Genomic DNA, 18229 nt, shown 5'->3' on the forward strand with positions numbered 1-18229 from the left:
AGGTGAGGCTCAGGGCCAGCAGCAGGCTGACCCCGAGCCGGTACTTCCGCAGGTAGAGGTGGGGTTGAACTTTCATAAATTGAGCTAAAACAGACCGGCTAACAACCGGGGCCACTACTTGGCTACCATCTTAATAGTGAACACGGTGCCATTGTTCTGGCCGCTGCCGGCCCGCAGGGTCATCTTCTTGGCGTCGATGCTCAGGATGCGGTACACGCGCTCCACGGGCGAGGCGTCGGTGGCGGCAATGAAGGCGCCGGACCGCGTGAGGGTAAATTGAGCCAACCCCGCGCCGGCCGCCGGCCCGAAGACAAAGGGCGAAGTGCCCGTCTGGGGTGCCTGGCAGGTGTAGCCGTTGGCCGAGAAGGTCTCAGCCTTGGCTTCGTAGGAGAAGACGTTGGCCGTCGAGAAGGTGTACTCGTCGTCGGACTGGCAGCCGGGCAGCTCGCCGGCTTTCACGCCGCCGAAGTAGGCCGTGGGGCCGGTTTCGGTGCCCACCACGATGGGGGCGTCGGCGGCGTTGTCCAGCATCCAGGTTTTCGAGGAGCCGCCCGTGAGCAGGAGCTTGATGGGGGCGGTGGCGTCGTAAGGCGCCAGGGTGATGATGGTGCGGGTGCCGTCGGGGTTGGTGCCGCGCAGGCGCAGCTTGGTGTCGGTGGCTTCCAGAATGTCGTAGGTTTTGTTGGCCACCGAGTCGGGCAGGCCGATAAAGGCGCCCTTGCCTTGCAGTACAATCTGCGGGTTGCCGCTGCTGTTGGGCCGGAAGATGAACTTGCCGCCGCGGTTGAGCGAGCTGCCGCAGGCGCCGTTCTGGAAGGTGGCGCCGCCGCTTTCGTAGTTCACCGTGTAGTTGTTGCTAAACGAAAACTGGTCGTCGAGCCTGGCAGGCCGGCAGCGCAGCCGAGGCCGAGAGCTGCACGCCCGCCGCCGATTCCTTCACGATGGAGCCGGGCCCGTCGAGAAAGGACCACACCCGGGTGCCGCTGCCGGCGCAGTCTACCAGCTTGCTGTAGGCCGCGTTGGCGCAGGCGTCCGGAATGGTAATCTTCTGCTTGGCCGAGATGCCCGTGCCGCCGCGGCCGGCCGTAATCAGCTCCACTTCGTAGGTGCCGGGGCGGGGGTAGGTGTGCTTCACTGTGGTGCCCGAGGCCACCGCGTTTTCGCCAATGAAATTCCACTGGTACAGAAAGCCGTCCTGGGCGGTGCTGGTGAAGGTGACCACCGTGGGGAATTCGGTGGCGTTCACCTGGTAGGTGAAGGTGGACTGGGGCACGGCGCCCTCCAGCTGGTTATCGTCGCCTTCTTTGGTACAAGAGGCCAGCAGCAACGGAGCCATCAAGAGGCCCAGGGCTGCCACGCGTACTATCTTTTTCATGGGAATGTCGGAGAAGAAATAAGGGAGAGGCGGGCGCTTAGTAGCCCGTATTTTGCGTCAGGCCGGAGTTCACGTCCAGTTCCGACTGCGGCAGGGGCAGCACCACGTTGTAAGGCTTCACGCCCTTGGCAATGAGCTGCGGCGAGGTGAGCAGGCTCGCCGGTGCGCTTCATGTCGAACCACCGGTCGTTTTCGAACGCCACTCGTACTTGCGCTCCCGCCACACCGCCTGCTTGAAGGCCGTGGCGCTGAGGCCGGCGGCCAGGTCTTTGGCCGAAGCCGTGTTCACGGGCAGGCCAAACGCGCGGCGGCGCACCTTGTTGATGGCTTCCAGGCCCTCAGGCGTGGTGCCGGCCGCTTCGGCCAAAATCAGGTACACCTCGGCCAGGCGCAGCACCGGAATGTTGAGTTCCGAATCCCAGACGTTGGTGTTCACCTTGCCCACAAACCACTTCTTCACGCCGTAGCCGTTGGGCGAACCGGGCAAGGAAGCCGGCTGCACGCGGCCGTCGGGGTACTTGTCGCCGGGCTTCCAGATGGTCACGTCGCGGCGCAGGTCGCCGGCTTCGTAGCCGGCCACAAAGTCCGGCTCGGGGATGTTGAAGCCGTAGCCGCCCTGGGGCACGATGCCCTGGCCGCGGGGCCCGAAGAACTCATTGCCGCAAAAGCCCAGGCCGTCGAAGGTGTACTGGTTGCGGCCCGCGATGTAGCCCACTTCAAACAGCGCTTCTTTGCCGTACTCGTTGCCCACTTTGAAGTTGTCGCCATAGTTGTCCCACAGCGCTTTGCCGCTGGAAGTGATGACTGAGCGGGCCTGCGTGGCCGCCTCGGGCAGCTTGTTTTCGGTGAGGTACACCTTGGCCAGCAGGCCAGCGGCGGCCCACTTGGTGGCCCGGCCCAGGTCGTCGCCGCTGTAGGAAGCGGGCAGCTTGGTGATGGCGTCGAGTAAGTCCTTCTCTATCTGCGTGTACACCTGGGCTACCGGGGTGCGGGCTACGTTCACCTCCGCGAGCGTGGTGGGCGGGGTGGTGAGTAGGGGCACGTCGCCGAAAGCCCGCACGAGGTCGAAGTAGTACTTGGCCCGCAGGAACTCGGCTTCGCCGATGCTGCGGGTCTGGATGGCCGGGTCAATCTGCATGGCCGGCACCTTCTGCAGCACGATGTTGGCGCGCCCGATGCCGATGTAGCAGCCGCCCCACAGCCGGCTGGTGAGCGGGTTGGTGGCCGGAATGTTGAAGTTGTCGAGCCTGCTGCTGCTCGATGCCGTCGCCGCCGCCCCCGCCGCCCGTGTTCGACAGGTCGGAGCCGATGTCGCCGATGCCCCACAGGGCGTAGTTGTACTGCCCGCCCTTGCCCAGCTCGCTGTAGATGGCGGTGGTGGCCTGGATGGCGTCGTTGGCGGTTTTGTAGAAGTTGGCGTCGGTTACCTGGTCGGTGGGGGTTTCCTCCAGAAACTTCTCCCCGCAGCCCGTTAGCAAGCCCAGCGTGAGCAGCGCGGTGCCGCAAGCGTATTTGTGTAAGATGGACATCTTCTTGAGTCGTTAAGAGGGATTAGAAACCGAGGTTGAGGCCGGCCAGGAACACCCGGGGCTGGGGGTAGACGCCGAGGTCTACGCCGCGCGAGCCCACCTCCGGGTCGAAGCCCGTGTATTTGGTCAGGGTGAGCAGGTTCTGGGCGCTCACGTACACGCGCACCTGCTTGCCAGCCACGTAGTCGAGTATGGCCTTGGGCAGGGTGTAGCCCAGGGTCAGGGTTTTGATGCGCAGGTAGGAGCCGTCTTCCACGTAGTAGCTGCTCACGCGCAGGTTGTTGTTGGGGTCGCCGGCAATGGCGCGGGGCACGTCGTTGCTGGTGCCCGGGCCGGTCCAGCGGTCCAGCACGCGGGTGCTGCCGCTGCTGTTGCCGTAGAGCGGGCTCTCGAGCAGGTAGCGGTTCTGGTTGTAAATCTTGTTGCCCTGCGAGCCCTGCAAGAACACATTCAGGTCAAAGCCCAGCACGGTCACCGTGTTGTTGAGGCCGTAGGTGAACTTGGGGTTGGGGTTGCCGATAAAGGTGCGGTCGGCGGCCGTGATGGTGCCGTCGCCGTTCAGGTCCTTGAAGCGGATGTCGCCGGGCGCCGTGCCGCCGGTCTGGTAGAAGGGCACCGTGCCCTTGCTCTTGGCCGCGGCGTTGTCGTTGGCGGCTTTCACGTCTTCCGTGGTCTGAAACAGGCCGTCGGCCACGTAGCCGAAGAACGAGCCGAAGGGCTGGCCCTCGTCGTAGCGCACAATCACGCCGCTCAGCGCGCTCAGGCCGTCGTAGGGCCTGCCTACGCCCAGCGACTCGAGCGCGTTTTGTAGGCCGACACGTTCAGGGTGGTCGACCAGTTCAGGCCGGTGCCCGTGCCCCGGATGTTGCGCGAAGTCAGGGAGAAGTCCACGCCGCGGTTGTAGGCCGAGGCCGCGTTGCGGTTTACGCTCTCGTACGTGCCCGACACCAGCGATACCGGCACCGGCGCAATCAGGTTGGGCGACTGGCGCTGGTAGAGGTCGATGCTGCCTTCGAAGCGGTTGTCAAGAAAGCCAAAGTCCAGGCCGATGTTGGTTTGGTTGTTGGTCTCCCAGCGCAGGCTCGGTGTTCTGCAGGCGGGTGGGCGCCGCGCCCTGCTGAATGGTGCCGTTGGGCCCGAAGGGGTACTGAATGCCGGAGTTAATGGCAAACAGGTAGGCAAAGCGGCCCGCGTTGTTGGGGTTGCCCACCTTGCCGTAGCCGGCGCGCAGCTTCAGGTTGCTGATGGTGGTGTTGCCCTTCAAGAATTCTTCCTCCGAAATCCGCCAGCCGGCCGATACGCCGGGGAAGAAGCCGAATTTTTCGCCGGGCTGGAAGTTGCTCACGCCGTCGTAGCGGGCAATGGCCGAGAACAGGTACTTGCCCGCAAACTCGTAGTTGAGGCGGCCGAAGTAGCTGGCCAGCTTAGCGCGCGGCTCAATATTGCCGGCGTTGGCCAGCTGGCCGTTCACGGGGCCCGAGTTGATTACCTGCAGGTCGTTGCGCAGGTAGCCGGTGCGGTAGGCCTCCACGTTTTGCCGGTCGATAATCTGCGCCGATTGGCCGGCCAGCAGCGTTACCTGGTGCTTGTCGGCAAACAGGTGGTCGTAGGTGGCCGTGTTTTCAATCAGGTAGCTCGTGTTGTAGGCCGACGTGGCCGTGGCCCCTGCCAGGTTGTAGCGGGTCGAGTAGGTTTCGGTGCCCACCTTCAGCTCCGGCACCGACGGCCGGAAGGCGTTGAAGTTGTCGAAGATGAGGTCGGCGCCCACGTTGGTGCGCAGGCGCAGCCCTTTCACGGGCTCGAGCTCGGCAAAAACGTAGTGAGGGCCCGGTTGCGGCTAAACTTCTGGTTGTTGAGCGTGGCCGCCACCACCGGGTTTTCCTCCACGAAGTTGTCCTGCTGGCCGCGGGGCTCATAGTAGTTGCCATCGGGCCGGTACACCGGAATGGTGGCCGGAATGCGCAGCATCTGCTGCACCGTGCCGTATTCGCCGCTGTTGGTCGTAATCTGCCGGTCGTTGAGGTGGGTGAGCGAAATGCTGTTGCCCAGTTTCAGCATCTTGTTTACCTGCACGTCGCCGTTGGCGCGCAGCGTAAACCGCTCAAACTGCGAACCCACAATGGTGCCGTCCTGCTGGAAGTAGCTGCCCGATACGGCAAAGCGGGCCTTGTCGCCGCCGCCGCTGGCCGACAGCGAATAGTTCTGAATGGCCGCCCGGCGGAAGACTTCGTCCTGCCAGTTGGTGCCTTCGCCCAGCGCTTTGGGGTTGCGCAGCCGGTCTACCACAATGGGCTGGCCGCCCGCGATGCGGTTCTCGTTGTTAATCACCGCGTACTCCTCGGCGTTCAGCAGGTCGAGCTTGCGCCACACCTGCTGCGCGCCGCGGTAGGCGTCCAGGTTGATGGTGGACATGCCCGCCTTGCCGCGCTTGGTGGTGATGATGACCACGCCGTTGGCGGCGCGCACGCCGTAGATGGCCGTGGCCGAGGCATCCTTCAGGATGTCAATGCTTTCAATGTCGTTGGGGCTGATGGCGTTGAGCTGATTCTCGCCGCCGTCGGGCAGCGGGAAGCCATCCACCACATACAGGGGTTGTTGTTGCCCGCCGACGTGATGCCCCGCACCCGAATGGACGTGCCCGCCGCGCCGCCCGGCGCGCCACCGTTTGACGTCACCGTAACGCCCGCGGCCCGGCCTTGCAGGGCCTGGGTCGCATCGGCCACCGGCTGCGAAGCAATTTCCCGCGACGACACCGACGACACGGCGCCCGTCACGCTGCCGCGCTGCTGGGTGCCGTAGCCCACCACCACTACTTCGTTCAGCTTCTGCGTGTCTTCTATTAGGCTGATGTTGAGTGGTCCGCTCGTCGTACCCGATACCGTGGCCGTTTGGGTGGTGAAGCCCACGAAGCTGAACACCAGCGTGCTGCCTTCCGGCACGCTCAGGCTGAAAGCGCCGTCGGAGCCGGTGCTGGTGCCCACGGTGGTGCCGCGCACCAGCACCGTGACGCCAGGGAGCCCCACGCCGTCGGGCCCGGTTACGCGGCCCGAAACGGGCACATCGGCCGCCGTATAGGAGTGTAGGAGCAACGCTGGCGCGGCTGGAGCGGCCGCTGCCATTGCGGGAACCCCGCAAGCCAGTAGCACCGCCGAGCGGCGTACCAGCGCTATCAAGTAAAAGTTTCGCTTCATGGTGGGAGTACTGAGGGTGATAAGCGAATTATGAAAGTGTTGAAATGCAGAATGTGAACTCCAGGTGACTTAGCTGAGCGTTGCGGCCTAGGCGTTGGTGGTGCCGGGTGGGGTAGTGGTGTTGGGAGTGTCGGCCGCGGGTACGTCTTCTCTGCGTATGAATGTGCCAATATGAAATTCCCGCACTAGGCCTATGGCCTTGGTCAATTTCAGCGTGGCGTGTTTTTGCACTCCAGCAGTGCTTGTCATCGAAGGGTTGAGCTGGCGCATCTGCCCAATTTTCTCTATCGGCGTCGTCGGCGCTAGGAGCCGCTGCACGCGGGGGCTCAAAGAGGAGGCTGAAACTGGAGCGGCCGTCGAGCCCGAGGTTGCGATAGCCTCAACAGTAGCCACACTTCCACGCGGCCCGGCCGCGAGCAGGGGCAGCGCAAGCAGCAGTCGGAGTCCTACAAAGCGGCGGACCGGAACGGCCGGACGCGCGATGAAAGAAGGCAGTAAAAAGCTGGTGGATAAAGCGAGAAACACGGGTATTGGGCAGGTGGGAATGCCCAAATGTATAGCAACGTGTCTGGCAAACGCAATTCGCAAAACGCCCGGAAATAGCTGTTTTAGCCCTTTTTGTGTTTGATTCACCCCAAGGTTATACGCTTGCTACACACGCAAAAAATTCGGTTTCGTGCTTTAGTCAAGTGCCGTGGCTTTTTCCTGGCATTTGCCCGAAGGCTAAAAAACAATGAAAAAAGTGCCTTCGGACGAAAAAATGGCCTTGCACGGCACAGCTTCAGTTGCCGCCGCAGATATCGGCTGGAATGGTCGCCAAGGCCGAATATTGGGCTATTGCATTCTCACAATCGTTGCCGGACGGTTTGGGCTTGATTTCTCTTGCTTATTCCTCCCCGATTTCGGCCAATTCGGCTTCGGCCGTGGCATCGAGCAGCACGTGGGTCCAGGGTTCGCCGTCTTCGTACTCCGCTGCCAGCCGGCGGCGCTGCAGCGCCGCCATCACCTTTGGGCAAACGCCCAACTAGTGGCCTGGCGCAGGTCGAGCACGCGCGCCACTCGGCGGGCGAATAACTGCCCTTGTGGGCGTGCAGCAAGAACACGGCGTACAACGCTTTCACGATGGAGAATTTGCACTTTTGCAATAAGGTGCCCGCCGTGGCCGACTCCACGTAGCGGCAGCGGGTGCAGCGGCGGGCGTGCGGCTCGCGGGCTTCGCAACTTTTCTCGTGGCCGCACTTGCGGCAGCGGTAGCCGCCGTGAGCCCACTTCAGGTCGGCGAGGTAGCGCAGGCAGGCGTCCTTGTCGGGGTAAATCTGGCTGAACTCGCCGAAGTCGACTTCGCGCGCCTCGATGCGGGCGGCTTTCTCGGCGTGCAGGTCGCGGCTCAGGTCGCCGTTGAGCTTCTCGATGGCAGCCGACTGCAGCGCCAGCAGGCCGTTGGCTTCGAGCAGCTCGCGGTTTTGGGCGGCCACGGTGTCGTTTTGGCGGCGCAGGCTCGGTGGTGCGTTGGGCTACCAGGGCTTCGAGCTCGGTGTTGAGCTGGTCTTTGAGCCGCTGGTTTTCCCGCATCTGCTCCACGAGGCGGTCCTGGGCCTGGTGTTTTTTGCGCAGCTGCTTGAGCAGGCGGTGCTGGGTGAGCAGGGTGGTGTCCATCATGCCCTTTATCTTCTCGCCCAGGGCGTAGCTCAATATCACCACTTCCAGCACAAACGCCACATACAGGCTATACACCGTGTAGGCGTTGTTATAAAAGTCGATGCCCAGCTTGCGCATGACCAAGAACGTGAGGCTGCTGGCCACCAGCCCCTGGCCCAGCATCAGGTAGCGGGCCGGCCGCAGCCCGTTGCGGTACGCCTGAATGCCCGCGTAGTACAGCAAGCCATAAGGCAGCAAATACAGCCAAAAGCTAAAGCCCGAGTGCACCAGGGCCGCATCGAGCACGAGCAGGGCCGTGCTGCCGCCCACCACCCATTGCCCCACCCGGTGCAAGGCCGGCAGCCGCGAGGCCGTATCCAGAAAGCCGCTGGCGTAGGTGGCAAACGTGAGCAGCAGCAGCACCGGCGCCGCCGCCCCGATGAAGTGGTTCCAGCCGGGCCCGCCGGGCCACAGGTACTGGAAACCCAGCCCGTCTTCGGTGAGGAACAGCAGGGCGCCGCTCACCACGTAGAGCACGTAGAAAAAGTAGGTCCGCTCCTTCAGGAACAGGAACAGGATGAGGTTGTAGAGCACCATGATGAACAGGATGCCGTAGAAGCCACCCAGCAGCCAGTACTGCACCGACAGCTCCGGGATGAGGCCGGCGCCGCTGTGCAGCATGGCCCGGAAGCTGGTGCGGGTGTCGGAGCGCAGGCGCAGGTAGTACGTCGCGGTTTGGCCCGGCCGGGGCGGCAGGTCAAACAGGAAGTTTTTGTAGGGGTGGGGGCGGGTGGCGAAGGGCAGACTGGCGCCGGTAGCCACGCTGTCGTATTGCGTCGAGGAGCCGGGCACGGGGCGGAAAAACACGGCCCGGCCAATGTGCGAGTCGTAGAGTTCGAGGTACCAGGCGGCGGTTTCGGCGGGGGCGTGGCGCACCGTAAGGCGCAGCCAGTACGTGCTGCGCGGGTGCTGGATGTTGGGCGGGTGCCCCGAGCCGCGCTGCGCCTGGAAGCGCTGGCTCCAGGCCGGGCCGCGTACGTCGGCCAGGGTGAGCCGGCCGGTGGGGTCTTCCAGCACGCTGTAGTAGTTCTCGTCGAGGTAAATCTCGGGCTGGGCCGCGTTCAGCCGCAGGGTGTCGGCGGGCGCAGCCGTGGCGCGCCGGCCGCCGGCGAGCAAGGCCAGCAGCAACAGGCACGTCCGGACCAGCCGGCCTACACCACCCCGAGAAAGAGGGCTATTGAATTGATAACTAATCGAATTGAGCCAGAATTGCATGCAGCAGCTAAAGTACAAAAAAGCCCGCCGGCTTGAAACCGGCGGGCTTTTGGAAGCTGCTAAAAAATTGAGCTACAGGCGGAACTGGGCGCTGAACTTGATGCCGAAGTTGTTGGCGTTGGGCGAGTCGCGGTACGTGAGCCGGTGCAGGAAATCGACCCGCACAAACTTGAAAATGTTTTCGATGCCGTAGCCCACCTCCGCGTACGGCACCCGCCCGAGGGGCCGGATGCGGGGCAGAGCATCGCCTTTGTAGTCCTTCAGCGGCTGGCGGGAGTTGTAGTCCGACAGCCCACCGTAGAGCACATTGGCCGTGCCCACAAAGCGCCAGTTCAGGTGGCGAATGCCGGGGATGCTGTTCAGAACCAGGCCTTCGAAGTGCTGGTCGAGCCGCAACGACACCGACCGGTCGGTGACGAACTCAAAGTAGTTCATCAGGTTGAAGGCGTTGGAGTTATAAAACGGCGTCTGGTTGCCCAGCGGCATTTTCAGAATCAGGTACGGCACCGCGTCGGGGATGTAGTTGCCCTCGAGGCGGTAGTTCAGGCGGCCGAGCTGGCCCACCGAGACGCTATGCGTCATGAGCAGGTTAAACTTCTGATACGCCGGCGATGGCTTGGAGTTCATCAGGTTGCGTGCGCCGATGGTGTAGCGGAGCATGAACACCGGCCAGCGCTTCAGGCCCACCGGGCGGCGGCGGTTTTCGTTCTGCACCAGGTTCTCATCGGGGGCGTAGCGCGACTCCAGCACCAGTTCCGACAACGTCAGGTCGCGGGCCATGGGCGCGGTGGGGCGGCGGTCGGAGGTGGTGAAGTACGCGAAGGTGTGCAGCGGCGTGATGTCCTGGTTGCGCACCGTTACGGTTTGGGTGAAGCCGTGAAACAAGTCGCGCTGCACGCTCAGCAGCGAGAGGTTGCGCAGGATGGGCAGGCCCTGGCGGAACCGCCCCCAGCGCGAGGCCGCCGCAAACAGGTTGTTGTCGGACAGGAAGTCGTTGTTGTCGAGCAGGGCCGCCTGCTCCACGTCGTGGCGGAACTCCCCGCTGATAACCGTCCAATGGCGGCGCTCGGCAATGAAGCTGGTGCGCAGCCCGTACTTCATGCGGCCGTCCTGGGTGCCGTAGGCCAGGTAGCCCTGCGTGAGCCAGTTGCGGCTGATTTCGGGCGTGGTGCGGAAGCCGATGCGAATGCGGCTGCCCTCGAAGTCGTTGCGGGAATACGTGCTCAGAATGGGGCCCAGGTCCAGCCGGCCCACCCGCTTGTAGCCGTTCACCAGCAGCTCCACCCAGTCGAGCACGTTGCGCACCGACGGCAGCGCTTTGGCCGAGTCGAGCACGGCAAACGTCTGGCGCTCCGAGAGCGAGAGCGTGTCGGGCCGGTGCTGGTCGAAGTAGCCGCCAGCCGTGCCCTGGGCCACGCCGCTAATCAGGTTGCTGTCGGCGCCTTTGCCGCTGGGCTCCATCAGGCTCGATACCACTGGCTGGTCGTAGAAGCCCGGCTCGGTGTGCACTTGGTTGCGCACAAAATTGCTGCTTACGGTGGTGAGGCGCACGAGCATGGCCGCGTCTTTTTTGGTCGGCCGCACGCTCAGCACCAGCTTAGTGCGCAGCGGCAGGCCGGGGCCGTCGGCTGGCGAGGTCAACTCCTGGAAAATGCGCAGGTCGTTCACAAAGTTGATGTTGGCCTTGGGGCTGGCCACGAGGTCGGCGCGGCGCAGGGCGTAGCCTTCCGCAGTTATCCAAATGGTGCCTTTGAAGGCCAGGTCGTGCGAGCGCTTCGGCGTGACGGCGATTTTATAGCACCAGTCCTGGCCCACAAACACGGAGTCCTGTAGCTCGTAGTCGTAGGTCACGCGGCCGCCTTCGGCAATGGGCGAGATGAAGTCCTTGCCCATCACGTTCTGCCAGTTGGGGTAGAAGTCGAAATTCTGGAAGTTGGAGCCCAGCATTTGCGAGAGCACCGAGCCTCGCGCGGGCCCACGCCGCGCATCTGCTTGTGTAGCAGGTCTTCGCGCCGGCGCAGCGGGGTGGTTTTCTGGTACACCCGGGAGCCCACTTCGGAGGCAAAAATGGGCAGGGGCGCGTCGGCATCGGAAGCGGCCGCCGCGCCCTGCCGCACGGCCAGCGCCCGAATGTCCTGGATAACCTTGCGCTTCGACATACTGGCCGGCAGGTCTATCAGGCTGGTTTCGATGCGGTTGTAGGAGTCGTACTCGGCTGCTTGCAGCCCGCTGCGGGCGTTGTCGGGCTTGTGCTTCTGCACTTCGCGCAGAATGCGGAAGGCGGGATTTTCGCCGGGCCGAACCACTACTTCGGTGAGGGCCACGCCGGCCCCGGCTTTCAGGCGGAACAGCACGGCCTGTACAGGCTCGCTGGTGAGCTTGCGCCGTTGCGTGACAAAGCCCAGAGCCGAAGCCGCAATGGAATCGGGCGTGCCCGTGACGGCCAGCTTGAACTTGCCGTCGGCGTCGGCGGTGGCGCCGGTGCTGGTGTTGGGAATGAAAATGGAGGCGAACGGGACGGGCTCCCCGTTGGTCGCTTCCACCACTTGGCCGCTAATTATTAAACGCTGGGCTGCAGCTGGCAATACCCACAGGCACGCCAGGAGCAACGGAGCAATAAATCTCATACGCAGTACGACGGGGCCAAAGGAGTTGATGAGTGGTGGGACTTGCAATCTACGCAAAGCCCCGCCACAGCCCAACTAGTTCCAACCCAAAATTTCAAATTCATAAACATGGCCATTTTCAAATGGCGAAATGCCGCGCTAGTTCATAAAGTCGTTGTCTGTAAATAATATGTAAAGCGCAAAGTCGAGCTTGATTAATAAACTTTCCTTTTTTAGCTCAATTTTATGCCCGGGCTGCGGCTGCCAGTTATTACGCAGAATGGCCAACCAAGGGTAGTGGCATCCGCTTTCCAAAAGTGCTTTTACAGCCATTGCTACGCACTGACCGGCAGCCCATTTTTCGCCAGCCAAATGCCGGTGCCAGCGGGGAGCGTAGGCACCACACCGGGGCCAAAGTCGAGCAGCAAGCCGCGCTCCACGGTGTCAGCGCGGCTGATTTCCTCCACCGTGCCGACGCCCGCCAGGCGGCCGGTAGTCAGCTCAATTTCCACGGGCAGGGCCGTGTGCAGCGGTTGGGCCAGCAGGTGGGGCGTGGCACCGTTGGGCAGGGCGAGCAGGCCCAGGCCCGGTAGGGGCCAGGTGGCGGCTACGCGCAGAAGCAGCAGGTCGGGCGTTGGCATATGGGGTGGCTAACGTGGCCCTGACGCATTTGGCCACCGCCCCAGCTCAACTTTCTCCGCGGCTTACACTTCCACTTTCAGCAGGGAGGGGGCCTGGGTTACCTCAAACAGCTCGCCGTGAGGAACTATGGTAATCTGGCCGTATTCCTCCAGCAGCATTTTGTACGCCTCGGCCACGGGGCGCGGCTTGCGGTCGAGGTCGTAGAGGCCGCAGGCGTTCACGGTGCCCTCTTTGCGCGAGAGGCCGATGTTCCAGTCAATCTGGTCGATGAGCGAATACCAGGTGAAGCCGAGCACCGGCACGCCTTCCTTGCGCATGCGCAGAATGTTGACCCACTGCTTCCAGAGCCAGGTGGGGGCATCGGCGGCATCGAAGGTGTTGGTTTCGGTATGCATCACCGGCTTTTTGTAGCGCTGGTAGTAGTCGTAGGTGATGTTGTACCAGCCCAGCACGTCCATGCTGGTGCAGATTTCACCGTTGGGCAGCATGATTTTCTCGTTGCGGCCGTAGTAGTCGTTGCCCATAATCTGGTAGCCGGGCGGCTCGCCGGCCATAAACCACTCGTACTCGCGGCGGGTCATGCCGTTGTCGTAGAGATAATTGAGCACCTCGCCTTCGGGATGGTAGGCGTACAGCAAATCGAGGGCGGTGAAGCGCAGCTTGTTTTGCATCTGCACGGCCGGGCTGCGCTCGGCCCGCAGGCTCGTGGGTGAACTCGGCCGACTCGCTTTGCACAATAATGCAGTTGGAGCGGTGCTTGGCAATGCGCTGCGTGCCCATGATGCTGGCCGCCACCAGGTGCTTGAGCGCCGTGACAAAGGCCCGGTCCGACCGGAGCTGCTCGTTCCAGATGCCGTCTTTGGCGCTGAGCTTGGCCGTGACGTAAATCTCGTTCACCGGCGTGTAGTAGCGCACCCACGGGTAGCGCTGGGCCACGGCCTCGCAGTAGGCCGCAAAGTGCACGGGCAGCTCGGGGTTCTGGAAGTTGCCAATCCAGTCGGGCACGCCAAAGTGCATCAGGTCGAGGATGGGCGTGATGCCCAGCCGCTGCATCTCGGCCATGGCCAGGTCGGCAAATTCCCAGTCGTACTTGCCGGGGCCCTGCTGAATGCGGTAGTACGGCAGCCCGTAGCGCAGCACCTTCAGCCCCAGTTCCTTCACCAGGCTCAGGTCTTCCTGGTAGCGGTTGTAGTGGTCGCACTCGGCCAGCAGGTCGCGGCGGGTTTTGCCGTTGTCGATGGTGGGGTAGCTGCACTCGATGCCGGTGGCAAACATGAAGTTGTTGGGCAAGCCCGTGGGCAGGCCGCTGCCGTTGTGGCCACCCGCGCCCCCAAACTCGTCGCCTTCGTAGTTGCCGCTTCCGAAATGCTTGGTTATTTCTGTGAGAAAGGATTTCATGGGGTGGGTTTATCGTATTAAGAACGTCATGCTGAGCGCAGTCGAAGCATCTCGCGTGCAGTAGTAATCAGCTCAACGAAGCGAGCGAGATGCTTCGACTGCGCTCAGCATGACGTTTAAGTGTCGCGGCGCTGTTGCTTTTCCAGGAACTTATCAGCCGTGCGCAGGCTCAACGCCATGATGGTCAGGGCCGGGTTTACGCTCAAGGCGCTGGGGAAAGTCGAGTTGTCGGAGATGTACAGATTGGGTACGTCGAAGACGCGGCCGTCGGCGTCCACCACGGCATCGTCGCCGCTCAGGCCCATGCGCGCCGTGCCGATGACGTGGGCCGCCCGCGGAAATGCCCAGATGTCGGTGGCGCCCGCCGCGGCCCAGATGCGGCGCATCAGTGCTTCGGCGTGGTTGTTCAGGCGGCGCTCGTTTTCCTGCACGGTGTAGTGCAGGCGCGGCTTAGGCAGGCCGCGGGCGTCTTTCTCTTCGGCCAGCTCCAGAAAGTTGTCGGCGTGCGGCAGGCAGTCGCCCAGGATGTTGATGCCGGCCACGTGGTTGTAGTTGCGCATGTAATCGCGCAGCCTGCTGGCCCCAGTACTTGCGGCCCCGCGCCACCTGCCCGGCAAACGTAACGGGCATGATGCCGATGCTTTGCAGCAGGTAGCCGCCCACAAAATCGGCGTCCTTAGGCCGGTGCGTATCCTGCGAAATCAGCCCGCCCGGAATGCCCTTATAAGGCCGCACAGTTTCTTCAAAAGTGCCGAACACCTGCACGCCGGGGTGGGCCATCAGGTTTTTGCCTACTTGCCCGCTGTTGAGGGCCAGCTCGTTGAGCAGCAGCAGGCGCGGCGTTTCCACAGCACCGGCGCACAGGAACAAGTGACGGCAGCGCTGGCGGTGCTGCTCGCCGTTTTGGGAGTACACCACACCGGTGATGCGGCCTTGCTCGTCCCGCTCAATTTCGGTCACAAAGCTGTTGGGCCGAATGTCGGCGCCGTGCTGCACGGCCAGCGGAATAAAGGTGACGTCCATGCTGGCCTTGGCCCCGATGGAGCAGCCTGCCTGGCAAAAGCCGCGGTTGGTGCAGGCCTCGCGCCAGCCCACACCTTCCTGGTAGTAGCGAGCCGATAGGGCGGCGTTGGCCGCCGGCGAGGTGGCAATGCCCAGCGCTTCGCAGCCGCGCACCATGAGCCTGGGCCGCGCCATTCAGGGGCAGCGGTGCTAGCGGGTAGCCCTTGCGCCGACTTGGGCCCCACGGGTAGGGAGTAGGCCCCGAGATGCCCAGAAATTGCTCCAGCTCCTCGAAATACGGCTCCAGCTCCTCGTAGCCAAACGGCCAGTCCTCGCCCTGCCCAAAGTCGCGCTTTACGTGCAGGTCAGCCGGCAGCGGGCGCGGCGTGTAGGCAGTGTAGTGTAGGGTGGAGCCGCCCACGCCGGTGCCGGAATTGTTTTTGCCCATGGCCAGCGGGTCGGCGCCGGCGCAGAGCCGCTCGTCGTTCCAGAACAGGAAGTCCTGGGCCCGTTCGTCGGTAGCGAAGTCGGTCTTGGGCTGGTGCCAGGGACCGGCTTCCAGGGCTACCACTTTCAGGCCGGCTATGGCCAGGCGGGCCAGCAGCGGCGCCCCGCCCGCCCCCAGCCCAATCACCACGCAGTCCACTTCGTCGGCCGGCGCCGGAATGGCCTGGGGCTGCTCCAGCGTTATATCAACGGGTGCCGCCGCGGGCACGGGCTCATCGGCCATCAGAGCGCGCAGCAGCGGGTCCTGCACGTCGGGCTTCACCGGGTTAAGGACGCCTTCTTCAAGTATTTCTTCGTCGGGCATAGGAGAAAGCTGAGATTAGAACAAGACTCCCCTCCTTTTTTAAGGAGGGGACGTGGCTGCGAAGCGGACACTGGGGTGGTGAAGTCGTCGAACGATGGGTGAACGACTGGCGGTAGAATAACTCGCGCTGGTGTCGTTCGGGTATCGTTCAACGAGGGCAACCACCCCGTCCGAGCCCTTGGCTCGAACATCCCCTCCTTAAAAAAGGAGGGGAGTTGTCGTTCTTCAACTTTCTGCTTCGGGCTCTCTGGCTTCGCGTTCGTTCAGCCCAATTTTTGTCCAGGACGGTAGGTCGGCCATGCCCACGTAGCCGATTTCTTCCTGGGCCAGCGGGTGGGCGTAATAGGTCTCGGTGAGCTCGGCCAGCAGTTCCTCGAAAAATCGGCCGGCGTCGAGGGTTTGCCAGGTGGTGCCGGGCGGGTTGCCGTCGGCCAGAGTTTGCAGCGCGGCGTCCTGCTGCGCTGGGCTCAACGCCAGGAAGTCGGCCTGGAAGAGCGACTGCGCGATTTCCTGAATGCCGCCCAGGCCCATGCGCAGGGCTTCGCGGTCGGGAGGCAGCGCGTCGTAGCGCCAGCCGTCGGCGCGGCCGTCGGCCAGGCGCTGGTCTACGGCCGGGGCCAGGGAAATGGGCTGCTCCGAGCGGTCGGGCTGCGGAAACAGGCGGCCGGCTACGGCTTCGAGCAGGGCGTAGGTTTCGGGCGCCAGAAACCGGGGCTCGTACGTGACGGGCGCATCAAGCCGGCTTTGCAGGGCGGCGCGGGTGGCTTCCGAAACGTGCTCGGTGCCGAGCAGAGCGCGAACCGTGCCGCCGGGATAAGTGGGAGCTGACATACAACGTGCTTTAACTGATTTACTACCGCAGGAAACGGTTCAGCTACTAACTCTTTACGTGCAAAATCTTCCCGGCGGCTGTCCGTTTTTATAAAGGTATTGAGCTAAATGCCATGAAACCAGTTGTAAATGCAAGGCGCGGTTTTTCCTGCCAGGCTACTTGAGCAGCATGATGGCGGCCATGGTTTCGATGCCGTCCCAGAGGTTGCCGAGGCGAATGTTCTCGTTTTCGGCGTGCTGGTTGTTGTCGTAGTTGGCCACGGGCACCGTGATGGTGTGGGCCTGGAGCTGCTGCTCAAATACGTACAGCGGCAGGCTGCCGCCCATGGTGGGCAGCTGCACTACGGGGTCGGGCGTGGTGGTTTGCACAGCCTTTATTACCTGTTGGGCAATGGGCAGGTCGAGGCGGGTGCGCTGGGCGTTGTAGCCGGTTTCGGGCTGCACGCGCACCAGCAGGGGGTACTGGGCGCGCTCGGCATCGGTGGGCTCGGCGGTGGTCACGTGGTAGCCCTGGCGCTCGATGTGGCGGACCACCTTTTGCACCTGCCGCTGGGCATCGTTGCCGGGCACCAGGCGCAGGTCGAGCACAGCGGTAGCCACAGTGGGGATGACGTTGGCCGCCTGCGCGCCCACGTTGGCGCTTTGCATGCCGTTGATGTTGAGCGAGGGCTGGTTGAGCAGCTCCACCAGCGACTGCCCGGTGCCGTAGGGGCGGGCAAAGCCCAGCTCTTTCCGGATGGTTTCGTCCAGATTCGGCACCTTTGCCAGGGCCCCTTTCTCGGCAAGGGTCAGCGGCGTCACGTCGTCGTAGAAGCCGGCTACGCGCACGCGGCCGGTGCTGTCGGTCATGGAGGCCAGCAGGCAGGCCAGCGCCATGGCGGGGTTCGGAACCCAGTTGCCGTAGTGCCCGCTATGCAGGGGCCGGCGCGGGCCGTACACTTTCAGGCTCATATTCACGTCGCCGCGCGCACCAAACACCACCTGCTTGCGGCCCGACTGGTGCACCGGCCCGTCGCAAATCACCCACAGGTCGGACGCCAGCAGCGCCTTGTGGCGGGCCAGGATTTCAGCCAGGTGCGGCGAGCCCCGCTCTTCCTCGCCCTCAAAAAGAACTTGATGTTGACCCTGGCCTTGAGCTTGCTGGCCACCAGGGCCTGATAGCCGGTGAGGATGGTCATCACGCCGGCTTTGTCGTCGGAAGCGCTGCGGGCGTAGAGGCGCCAGTCGGGGCTCAGGGGCTGGCCGGGGGCGGGGCGGGAAGCCAACTGCCCGCCGCGGTCAAGCGGGCCAGTGGCGTAGGTGGGCTGAAACGGAGCCAGGCCCTCGCGCCACTGGGCGGGGTTCACGGGCTGGCCGTCGTAGTGCGCATAAAAGATGACCGTGCGCGTGGCGCCCGGCGTGCGCACCTCGCCAAACACCACCGGCGGCACGCCCGGCGTGGGCGCCGCCAGTAGCTGCGTTTTGATGCCGCGCCGCCGCATCATGTCCTGAATAAATAGGGCAGTGCGGCGCAGGTTGGCCGTGTCGGCGGCCACGTTGGGGATGGCCACAAACTGCTCAAACTCGGTGAGCAGCTCCCGCTCGTGCGCCTGCCGAAACTGCCGGACTTTCTGAATGGGGTCGTTGGCCTGGGTTGAGCCTAATAATGCCAAAAGCGCCAGCGCGAAGTACTTTTTCATGGCAGCAAGGTAGGGCCCGTTTTGGCCATAGTGAAGCAGGTAATTTCTCCGGACTTTCCGGCAATAAAAAAGCAGCCGGCACGGGGCCGGCTGCTTTTCAAAAGAGCGAAATCAAAGCTGCTTACTTAAACAGCGTCAGGGCCTTGATGAAGGTTTGCGACACGCCCCAGAGCAGGGGCACGCCCACAAACAGCCAGGACAGCGCCAGCAGCAAACCCGAGCCTGGTATCGTCGGCTGGGGCGGGGCGGGAA

Annotated in this window: 24 protein-coding genes and 2 pseudogenes; all 26 read right to left on the minus strand. The window is 63.4% G+C overall.

The features are described 5' to 3' along the window. Window positions 1-114: 114 nt before the first annotated feature. A complete protein-coding gene (locus ACFQT0_RS06980) occupies window positions 115-843 on the minus strand; it encodes a hypothetical protein (protein WP_380201520.1) in 729 nt (242 codons plus the stop codon). 13 nt (window positions 844-856) lie between these two features. Beyond that, on the minus strand, window positions 857-1375 hold the full coding sequence (locus tag ACFQT0_RS06985) for a PKD domain-containing protein (protein ID WP_380201522.1): 519 nt from the start codon (window positions 1373-1375) through the stop codon (window positions 857-859). A 37-nt stretch (window positions 1376-1412) separates the two neighbouring features. Continuing rightward, window positions 1413-1496: a RagB/SusD family nutrient uptake outer membrane protein gene (locus tag ACFQT0_RS06990; protein ID WP_380205933.1), complete on the minus strand. Its 84-nt coding sequence runs from the start codon at window positions 1494-1496 to the stop codon at window positions 1413-1415. Between the two features lie 48 nt (window positions 1497-1544). Further along, window positions 1545-2606, minus strand: a complete 1062-nt coding sequence (locus ACFQT0_RS06995) for a RagB/SusD family nutrient uptake outer membrane protein (protein ID WP_380205934.1) — start codon at window positions 2604-2606, stop codon at window positions 1545-1547. Continuing rightward, the gene (locus tag ACFQT0_RS07000) at window positions 2503-2904 is read right to left on the minus strand and encodes a hypothetical protein (protein WP_380201524.1); all 402 of its coding nucleotides are present in this window, start codon (window positions 2902-2904) and stop codon (window positions 2503-2505) included. Before ACFQT0_RS07000 ends, ACFQT0_RS06995 begins: the two co-directional genes overlap by 104 nt. Before the next feature lie 22 nt (window positions 2905-2926). Beyond that, a complete protein-coding gene (locus ACFQT0_RS07005; RefSeq protein WP_380201526.1) occupies window positions 2927-3649 on the minus strand; it encodes a hypothetical protein in 723 nt (240 codons plus the stop codon). 35 nt (window positions 3650-3684) lie between these two features. Then, window positions 3685-3984: a TonB-dependent receptor domain-containing protein gene (locus ACFQT0_RS07010; RefSeq protein WP_380205935.1), complete on the minus strand. Its 300-nt coding sequence runs from the start codon at window positions 3982-3984 to the stop codon at window positions 3685-3687. Continuing rightward, a complete protein-coding gene (locus ACFQT0_RS07015; RefSeq protein WP_380201528.1) occupies window positions 3929-4699 on the minus strand; it encodes a hypothetical protein in 771 nt (256 codons plus the stop codon). The genes ACFQT0_RS07010 and ACFQT0_RS07015 overlap by 56 nt, the downstream gene beginning before the upstream one ends. Continuing rightward, window positions 4696-5487, minus strand: a complete 792-nt coding sequence (locus tag ACFQT0_RS07020) for a TonB-dependent receptor plug domain-containing protein (protein WP_380201530.1) — start codon at window positions 5485-5487, stop codon at window positions 4696-4698. The genes ACFQT0_RS07015 and ACFQT0_RS07020 overlap by 4 nt, the downstream gene beginning before the upstream one ends. Further along, on the minus strand, window positions 5400-6095 hold the full coding sequence (locus tag ACFQT0_RS07025) for a carboxypeptidase-like regulatory domain-containing protein (protein ID WP_380201532.1): 696 nt from the start codon (window positions 6093-6095) through the stop codon (window positions 5400-5402). The genes ACFQT0_RS07020 and ACFQT0_RS07025 overlap by 88 nt, the downstream gene beginning before the upstream one ends. An 87-nt stretch (window positions 6096-6182) precedes the next feature. Continuing rightward, entirely contained in the window at window positions 6183-6413 is a 231-nt protein-coding gene (locus ACFQT0_RS07030; protein WP_380201534.1) for a hypothetical protein, read from the minus strand. A 914-nt stretch (window positions 6414-7327) separates the two neighbouring features. Then, window positions 7328-7570: pseudogene (locus ACFQT0_RS07035) on the minus strand (chromosome partitioning protein ParA); the annotation flags it as partial. Between the two features lie 208 nt (window positions 7571-7778). Continuing rightward, window positions 7779-9008: pseudogene (locus ACFQT0_RS07040) on the minus strand (7TMR-DISM family protein); the annotation flags it as partial. 72 nt (window positions 9009-9080) lie between these two features. Then, the gene (locus ACFQT0_RS07045) at window positions 9081-10967 is read right to left on the minus strand and encodes a DUF5686 family protein (RefSeq protein ID WP_380201536.1); all 1887 of its coding nucleotides are present in this window, start codon (window positions 10965-10967) and stop codon (window positions 9081-9083) included. Beyond that, window positions 10901-11635, minus strand: a complete 735-nt coding sequence (locus tag ACFQT0_RS07050; RefSeq protein ID WP_380201538.1) for a carboxypeptidase-like regulatory domain-containing protein — start codon at window positions 11633-11635, stop codon at window positions 10901-10903. Before ACFQT0_RS07050 ends, ACFQT0_RS07045 begins: the two co-directional genes overlap by 67 nt. A gap of 138 nt (window positions 11636-11773) precedes the next feature. Beyond that, on the minus strand, window positions 11774-11986 hold the full coding sequence (locus ACFQT0_RS07055) for a hypothetical protein (RefSeq protein ID WP_380201540.1): 213 nt from the start codon (window positions 11984-11986) through the stop codon (window positions 11774-11776). Then, the gene (locus ACFQT0_RS07060) at window positions 11950-12255 is read right to left on the minus strand and encodes a hypothetical protein (RefSeq protein ID WP_380201542.1); all 306 of its coding nucleotides are present in this window, start codon (window positions 12253-12255) and stop codon (window positions 11950-11952) included. The genes ACFQT0_RS07055 and ACFQT0_RS07060 overlap by 37 nt, the downstream gene beginning before the upstream one ends. 63 nt (window positions 12256-12318) lie before the next feature. After that, window positions 12319-12837, minus strand: a complete 519-nt coding sequence (locus ACFQT0_RS07065) for a hypothetical protein (RefSeq protein WP_380201544.1) — start codon at window positions 12835-12837, stop codon at window positions 12319-12321. Next, entirely contained in the window at window positions 12728-13654 is a 927-nt protein-coding gene (locus ACFQT0_RS07070) for a family 1 glycosylhydrolase (protein ID WP_380201546.1), read from the minus strand. The genes ACFQT0_RS07065 and ACFQT0_RS07070 overlap by 110 nt, the downstream gene beginning before the upstream one ends. A 116-nt stretch (window positions 13655-13770) precedes the next feature. Next, a complete protein-coding gene (locus ACFQT0_RS07075; protein WP_380201548.1) occupies window positions 13771-14214 on the minus strand; it encodes a GMC family oxidoreductase in 444 nt (147 codons plus the stop codon). After that, a complete protein-coding gene (locus ACFQT0_RS07080; protein ID WP_380201550.1) occupies window positions 14105-14677 on the minus strand; it encodes a GMC family oxidoreductase N-terminal domain-containing protein in 573 nt (190 codons plus the stop codon). Before ACFQT0_RS07080 ends, ACFQT0_RS07075 begins: the two co-directional genes overlap by 110 nt. Beyond that, on the minus strand, window positions 14601-15467 hold the full coding sequence (locus ACFQT0_RS07085; protein WP_380201552.1) for a hypothetical protein: 867 nt from the start codon (window positions 15465-15467) through the stop codon (window positions 14601-14603). The genes ACFQT0_RS07080 and ACFQT0_RS07085 overlap by 77 nt, the downstream gene beginning before the upstream one ends. A 225-nt stretch (window positions 15468-15692) precedes the next feature. Then, window positions 15693-16298, minus strand: a complete 606-nt coding sequence (locus tag ACFQT0_RS07090) for a gluconate 2-dehydrogenase subunit 3 family protein (RefSeq protein WP_380201554.1) — start codon at window positions 16296-16298, stop codon at window positions 15693-15695. 156 nt (window positions 16299-16454) lie between these two features. Continuing rightward, window positions 16455-17372 carry a peptidase dimerization domain-containing protein gene (locus ACFQT0_RS07095; protein WP_380205936.1) on the minus strand — a complete coding sequence of 306 codons (918 nt, stop codon included), beginning with the start codon at window positions 17370-17372 and terminating at the stop codon, window positions 16455-16457. Beyond that, on the minus strand, window positions 17318-17977 hold the full coding sequence (locus ACFQT0_RS07100; RefSeq protein WP_380201556.1) for a hypothetical protein: 660 nt from the start codon (window positions 17975-17977) through the stop codon (window positions 17318-17320). Before ACFQT0_RS07100 ends, ACFQT0_RS07095 begins: the two co-directional genes overlap by 55 nt. A 121-nt stretch (window positions 17978-18098) precedes the next feature. After that, window positions 18099-18191, minus strand: coding sequence for an MFS transporter small subunit (locus ACFQT0_RS31565; RefSeq protein WP_449272044.1), 93 nt, complete (start codon window positions 18189-18191; stop codon window positions 18099-18101). Window positions 18192-18229: the final 38 nt, after the last annotated feature.

Origin of the sequence: Hymenobacter humi (assembly GCF_042665855.1) — a bacterium.
GTDB lineage: Bacteria > Bacteroidota > Bacteroidia > Cytophagales > Hymenobacteraceae > Hymenobacter > Hymenobacter humi.

What these genes read in the sequence shown, in the direction of transcription:
- ACFQT0_RS06985 (WP_380201522.1), bottom strand. Translation starts at nt 1,375, where the DNA reads ATGAAAAAGATAGTACGCGTGGCAGCCCTGGGCCTCTTGATGGCTCCG.
- ACFQT0_RS07090 (WP_380201554.1), bottom strand. Translation starts at nt 16,298, where the DNA reads ATGTCAGCTCCCACTTATCCCGGCGGCACGGTTCGCGCTCTGCTCGGC.
- ACFQT0_RS07070 (WP_380201546.1), bottom strand. Translation starts at nt 13,654, where the DNA reads ATGAAATCCTTTCTCACAGAAATAACCAAGCATTTCGGAAGCGGCAAC.
- ACFQT0_RS07065 (WP_380201544.1), bottom strand. Translation starts at nt 12,837, where the DNA reads ATGACCCGCCGCGAGTACGAGTGGTTTATGGCCGGCGAGCCGCCCGGC.
- ACFQT0_RS07060 (WP_380201542.1), bottom strand. Translation starts at nt 12,255, where the DNA reads ATGCCAACGCCCGACCTGCTGCTTCTGCGCGTAGCCGCCACCTGGCCC.
- ACFQT0_RS07000 (WP_380201524.1), bottom strand. Translation starts at nt 2,904, where the DNA reads ATGTCCATCTTACACAAATACGCTTGCGGCACCGCGCTGCTCACGCTG.
- ACFQT0_RS07085 (WP_380201552.1), bottom strand. Translation starts at nt 15,467, where the DNA reads ATGCCCGACGAAGAAATACTTGAAGAAGGCGTCCTTAACCCGGTGAAG.
- ACFQT0_RS07050 (WP_380201538.1), bottom strand. Translation starts at nt 11,635, where the DNA reads ATGAGATTTATTGCTCCGTTGCTCCTGGCGTGCCTGTGGGTATTGCCA.
- ACFQT0_RS07075 (WP_380201548.1), bottom strand. Translation starts at nt 14,214, where the DNA reads ATGCGCAACTACAACCACGTGGCCGGCATCAACATCCTGGGCGACTGC.
- ACFQT0_RS07025 (WP_380201532.1), bottom strand. Translation starts at nt 6,095, where the DNA reads ATGAAGCGAAACTTTTACTTGATAGCGCTGGTACGCCGCTCGGCGGTG.
- ACFQT0_RS07080 (WP_380201550.1), bottom strand. Translation starts at nt 14,677, where the DNA reads ATGGACGTCACCTTTATTCCGCTGGCCGTGCAGCACGGCGCCGACATT.
- ACFQT0_RS07100 (WP_380201556.1), bottom strand. Translation starts at nt 17,977, where the DNA reads ATGAAAAAGTACTTCGCGCTGGCGCTTTTGGCATTATTAGGCTCAACC.